This is a genomic window from Pseudomonas brassicae, assembly GCF_010671725.1.
Taxonomy (GTDB): domain Bacteria; phylum Pseudomonadota; class Gammaproteobacteria; order Pseudomonadales; family Pseudomonadaceae; genus Aquipseudomonas; species Aquipseudomonas brassicae.
On record NZ_JAAHBU010000359.1, the window covers coordinates 1 to 4,386 of the forward strand.

Annotated in this window: 6 protein-coding genes and 2 pseudogenes; 6 read left to right on the top strand and 2 right to left on the bottom strand. The window is 65.6% G+C overall.

The window, feature by feature from the left end; all coding sequences use genetic code 11:
* The 5 genes and pseudogenes from G3436_RS27915 to G3436_RS21475 all read left to right on the top strand — a co-directional run.
* Window positions 1-373 (top strand): annotated as a pseudogene (locus G3436_RS27915) (collagen-like triple helix repeat-containing protein); the annotation flags it as partial.
* 14 nt (window positions 374-387) lie between these two features.
* On the top strand, window positions 388-591 hold the full coding sequence (locus G3436_RS21460; protein WP_163949225.1) for a hypothetical protein: 204 nt from the start codon (window positions 388-390) through the stop codon (window positions 589-591).
* Window positions 588-992, top strand: a complete 405-nt coding sequence (locus G3436_RS21465) for a hypothetical protein (RefSeq protein ID WP_243667255.1) — start codon at window positions 588-590, stop codon at window positions 990-992. Before G3436_RS21460 ends, G3436_RS21465 begins: the two co-directional genes overlap by 4 nt.
* Window positions 993-997: 5 nt before the next feature.
* Window positions 998-1,195 carry a collagen-like triple helix repeat-containing protein gene (locus tag G3436_RS21470; RefSeq protein ID WP_338001301.1) on the top strand — a complete coding sequence of 66 codons (198 nt, stop codon included), beginning with the start codon at window positions 998-1,000 and terminating at the stop codon, window positions 1,193-1,195.
* A 199-nt stretch (window positions 1,196-1,394) separates the two neighbouring features.
* A pseudogene (locus G3436_RS21475) lies at window positions 1,395-3,064 on the top strand (ShlB/FhaC/HecB family hemolysin secretion/activation protein).
* Window positions 3,065-3,154: 90 nt separating this feature from the next.
* On the opposite strand, the gene G3436_RS21480 reads toward G3436_RS21475, so the two are convergent.
* Together G3436_RS21480 and G3436_RS21485 are read right to left on the bottom strand one after the other, a co-directional pair.
* A complete protein-coding gene (locus tag G3436_RS21480) occupies window positions 3,155-3,562 on the bottom strand; it encodes a response regulator (protein WP_163949232.1) in 408 nt (135 codons plus the stop codon).
* Window positions 3,563-3,612: 50 nt separating this feature from the next.
* Complete coding sequence (locus G3436_RS21485; RefSeq protein ID WP_163949235.1) at window positions 3,613-3,795, bottom strand: Flp family type IVb pilin; 183 nt, start codon at window positions 3,793-3,795, stop codon at window positions 3,613-3,615.
* 323 nt (window positions 3,796-4,118) lie between these two features.
* Here G3436_RS21485 and G3436_RS21490 point away from each other — a divergent pair, with 323 nt between their 5' ends.
* Window positions 4,119-4,277: a hypothetical protein gene (locus G3436_RS21490; RefSeq protein ID WP_163949218.1), complete on the top strand. Its 159-nt coding sequence runs from the start codon at window positions 4,119-4,121 to the stop codon at window positions 4,275-4,277.
* Window positions 4,278-4,386 lie beyond the last annotated feature (109 nt).

The following is a 4,386-nucleotide window of genomic DNA, read 5'->3' on the forward strand; positions in this document are numbered from 1 at the left end:
ACCGGCGGGCGGCACTGGCGGCGGTACAGGGGGTGGAACCGGCGGCGGGACTGGCGGTGGCACCGGTGGCGGCACACCTCGACCTCCGTTGTCGGCCAGGTGGTCACTCAGGTCGGCAGCGGCGTATCGGGCCTGGGGCGGGGTGTCTGGCGTGGGCGAGACGCTCAGCGCGGCACCGCTGGTCGGCAGTACCGGTGCTGGCGACCTGGTCAAGGCCACCGGCAATGCGGTGACCAGCATCGGTACGGGTCTGAGCAACGGCGTGGGCCAGCTTGGCAGTGGCGGCAATGCCCTCGGTGAAACGCTCAAGGGCGTTGGCAAGGGCGTACCGACCTGGGCGGCGGGGTCAAGGCGCTGGCCGACAGCCCGCTGATCGAACAGATTCCGGTGGCCAACGGCGTAGTGGACAAGGTCGGTGAGGTCGTGGTGATGCTCGGCGACACCTTGAGCACGCAGAGCACCACCGGCCCGCTGGGCAACCTCAACCAGCACCTGAGCGATCAGGTGGTGAAGGTGGTGGCTGGTGGAGACGGCCACCGACAAGGTGGGGGGACTCCACAGGCCTCGGTGGCCCGGTCGACGCGCTGCTGAACAAGGTCGGCAGTACGGTCGACGGGGTGGGTGACAAGGTCGCCAGTGCCGGTAACGGCAACCCGCTGACCAGCGCCGTCGGTGGCCTGGTGAGCAAGGTCGGGAGCGGCGTCGGCACGGCGGGCGGGCTGGTCAATACGGGCACCGGCAATGGCGGCAGCACGCCCGGCGCCGGCCTGCTGGAGACCGCCGGTGGTGCAGTCGCCGGCCTCGGTAGCGGGCTCAATGCGGGCAGCAGCAACGGCGTACTCAGCGCCGCCGGCAACAGTGTCAACACGCTGGGCCAGACCGTCGCTTCGCTCGGCCCACTGCTGGGCGGCAACGGCGTGGCCAGCGTAAGCGCGGGGTCCCCACCGCAGCCCTGGGCAACAGCGTTGGCGCGGGCATTACCCCGGTGGTGAGCGGCGTGGCCAGCATCACCCAACAGGTCGGCGCGGCGAGCGGTGTCGGCGCCCCGGTCAACAGCCTGGTGAACAACATCGGTGGTGCAGTCGCCAGCCTTGGCAGCCAGATCGGCGCCAGTGGTGGCAATCCGGTGAGCACTCAGCTCGGCGCACGGTCAAGGCCGTGGGTGGCACCGTGGCCCAGGTGGGCACGCTGGTGACCCCGGGCAACGCGTCGGCTGCAGGCGGTGGCGCAGGCGCTCTGGTCAACGGGTTGGTGGGTGGCCTGAAAGGTGGCCTGGGGCCAAACAAGTAAAACGCCATCATCGGTTAGACGATTTTACGGGCAACACCTACGCTTGAGTCTGACGAGGGAACCGTCTTGGTTCCCTCGTACTTTTCAGGATCATGGAGTGTCCTATGCGATCGATGCTCGTCGCGTTATTGGGTCTGTCCTGGGTGACCTCGCTGCACGCCGAGCCCCTTCCGAGTTTCCTCAACAGCAACGAGACCGAACGCAATCTGCCGACCCCCAACCTGCCCGCCGACGCCTTTCGCCCCGCGACCCCGCGCCTGAACGTACCAGCTCCCGATGCCAGTCAGGCGAGCCTCTGCTGATGAATACCCGGGTGCAGGTGCGCCGGGTGCGCATCGAGGGCGGCACGGTGTACCCGCTGAGCGAGCTGCGCGACAACTACCAGGGCCTGCTCGACCGTGACGTGACCCTGGGCGAACTGATCGAAGCCACCCGCCGCCTGACCCAGCGCTACCAGGCCGACGGCTATCTGCTGTCGTATGCCTACCTGCCGCCGCAGGACTTTGCCGAAGGCCGCCTGCGTGTGGTGCTGGTGGAGGGCTACATACGCGACTTCCAATTGCAGGGCGAGGTGGGCCCGGTATCGGGCTACCTCGACAAGCTGGTGAACAAGCTCAAGGCCGAGCGCCCGCTCACGCGCAAGACCTTCGAGCGCTACACCTCGCTGATGAGCCGCGTGCCAGGCCTGACCCTGCAGGCGCAGGTGCCGCCACCGGGCACCACCGACGGCGCCACGCGGCTGATTGCGCAGGCCTCGCGCAAGCCGTTCACCAGCACCTTGAGCCTGAGCGACGGCAACCGTGAAGACACCCAGGCCTTGCTGGGCCTGAACAGCAACGCGCAGACCGGTGTGGCCGAGCAGTTGAGCTTCAGCGCACTGTTTCCGCCGGGGCAGGACGACGAGCGCTACTACCGCCTCGACTATGCGCAGTACGTGGACACCGAAGGCACCCAGCTCAACCTGTCGGCCTCGCGCTACCGCAGTGACCCGGCCGCGCGGGTGCGCCTGCAGAACGGTATCGACCTCAGGCAGCACCGTGAAAACGACCGTTATTCGATTGGCCTGAGCCAGGCACTGATCGCCTCGCCGAATGAATGGCTGAGCGCGGCGGCGCGCTTCTATGCGGTGAACGACAGCACCGACTACCGTGTGGTCGGCGCGCCGATCAAGCTCAACAGCCGCACCGATGTACGCGCCTTTGCCTTCGAGGCGGACTGGAGCCTGTCCGATGCCCGTCAATTGCGCATCCTCAGTGCCGGGGTGTACCAGGGCCTGGACCGGCTGGGGGCCAGCACCGACAGCGACTACGACCTGGACTTCCTGCGCCTGCGGGTTTCCGGGGTGCAGAGCGACCGCTTCTTCGACAATTGGCAGGGCGTGGCGTCGGCGGCGCTGTACTGGACCGATGACAGCCTGCCCGACAGCGAGCGCGCGGTGTTTGGCGGGCAGAACTTCGGCCGCGGTTATCCCAGTGACCAGGCCTCGGGTGACAAGGGCTGGGGGGCGGCGTATGAGCTCAACTACAGTTTGCGGCGCGAGGGCGACTGGTTGAAGGTGCTGCAGCCCTATGCGGTACTGGACGCGGCGCGCACCTGGTTCAACGAGCTGGAGGTACGTGATTCGCACCTGTCGTCGGTGGCACTGGGCGTGCGTTTTGGCGATGCGCGCTACTACAACATCGCGCTGGAGGCGGCCAAGCCGATGTCGGACATGGCGCTGGACAGCTTCAATCGCAGGCCACGCTATACCTTGAGTTTCAGTTATCAGTTGTGAAACTGACGGCCCCGTCGCTGGCAAGCCAGCTCCCCAGGGCTTTGCGCGGCTCACAAAAACCCTGTGGGTGCTGGCTTGTCAGCGAAGGCGTCAGTGAACCAGTTGCAGGCGCGGCTTGGGGAACAGGTTGTCGAGGGTTTCGAGCAGACGCATGTGGTAGATCGGCTTGCGGAACAGGTCCAGCACCTGTAGGCGCAGCAGGTCGCTGACGGCATCCATGTCGGCATGCCCGGAGGTGACGATGACCGGCAAGTGCTGGCGTGCGGTGTGTTCGCGCAAGCGCTTGATCAGTGAAATGCCGCTCTCTTGCGGCATGTTCAGGTCGGTGATTACCAGCGCGATGTCCGGGTGACGTGTCAACTGCTGCAGAGCGCGCTCGACCGAGGTTGCCGTATGGCAACAAAAGCCCTCGCCCTCCAGCAATTCAGCCAGCTCCAGCAAGGCGTCCTCTTCGTCATCCACTAGCAGCAATTGTTCGCGTGGGTGGGAGGGCGGCATGTTTCGTTCCTGTTACCGGTGCTCAAAGGAGAGGTCAGGGCCACGCGTGATCACGCCGGCATCGCCGCAACGATCTTGTCGAAGATACCTTGTATCCCCGCGCTTACATCGCCCGACACACCGATGATCACCACCGCCACCATCGCCGCGACAATGGCGTATTCGATACCGGACGCGCCGTCGGTACGCTGCAGGAAACGTTTGCACTGATTGAGAATGCGGGACAGGACCATGGTGCAGCTCCTTGCGCCAGGGGCGCGGGTAGGGGGCCCGGAATCGGTGATTCCCCTTTGCCACCACAGCATCGTCAAGGGCGCCGCAACCGGCAAATGTAAGAAGGCATTAATACTTAAGTGATAGCCGAAAGCCGACGCCAATAAGCCGTTGTTTTCAGGGGGTGTCGGCTTTTCGGCGCAAATAAATCTGACGGGTAATGGCATTTTGTCCTAGCTGCGCTACCGTCCAATAGCGAAATAGTTACTTGCGACTGCACAGCGGTGGGCCGGTTCTCAAGACAGGGCCGGGGGATGTTCGGGCAGGCAGAAGGAAGGCCGACATGAGCAGTCGCATCACCATGATCCTGGCATTGCTGTTTCTGTGCGGCGCCCTGCTGGCGGGTTACTGGGGGGCTGGTGCTCAGCCGCAGTGCAGGATGAACCGGCCACCGCCGCTGTCGCCACCGTGCCGGCGCGGCCCAGGCTGCGCCCGAGCCTGACAGCGGCGCCTTGCGCCAGCCGGTGCTGGTACTGCGCCGCGATGTCGCTGCCTACACGCCATTGACCGCCGAGGATGTCGGCGTGGAGCAGTTGCGTGTGGCGCCGGCC

Bases quoted from the DNA above. Each gene is read 5' to 3' on its own strand.
- G3436_RS21480 (WP_163949232.1), bottom strand. From the start codon at position 3,562: ATGCCGCCCTCCCACCCACGCGAACAATTGCTGCTAGTGGATGACGAA.
- G3436_RS21485 (WP_163949235.1), bottom strand. From the start codon at position 3,795: ATGGTCCTGTCCCGCATTCTCAATCAGTGCAAACGTTTCCTGCAGCGT.
- G3436_RS21490 (WP_163949218.1), top strand. From the start codon at position 4,119: ATGAGCAGTCGCATCACCATGATCCTGGCATTGCTGTTTCTGTGCGGC.